Origin of the sequence: Shewanella sp. CAL98-MNA-CIBAN-0140 (assembly GCF_040309905.1) — a bacterium.
GTDB classification, from domain to species: domain Bacteria; phylum Pseudomonadota; class Gammaproteobacteria; order Enterobacterales; family Shewanellaceae; genus Shewanella; species Shewanella psychromarinicola.
Map to the genome: position 1 here is coordinate 1 of NZ_JBEOPI010000160.1, position 272 is coordinate 272.

The 272-nt window shown below is 61.0% G+C and carries 1 protein-coding gene; it reads left to right on the forward strand.

What is annotated here, in order from left to right; translation table 11 throughout:
• On the forward strand, positions 1–272 hold a 272-nt coding region (locus tag AAEY93_RS20585; protein WP_351079519.1), incomplete at both ends, for a DMT family transporter.

Genomic DNA, 272 nt, shown 5'->3' on the forward strand with positions numbered 1-272 from the left:
GATGTATGCAGGCACGTTCTACCGAGGGGCTGGCGCAGGCCAGGCCGAGCAATAACCTTTTACGGCTGCTGCTTTTGCCGTTGGTGATTCTGGCGGGCATGGGCCTGTCGGTGGAGGCCGGCTTGCTTGGGCCATTGGGCGCGCAGGTCGGGCATTTGTGGGCGACGTTGAGCATCTTTGGTGTTGGGACGGCGATTCTGTTCTTACTGCTGCTGTTCAGCGGCCCGCAAAAGGGCCCGGCATTTACGCAATTGCCGCGCTGGCAGTTGATC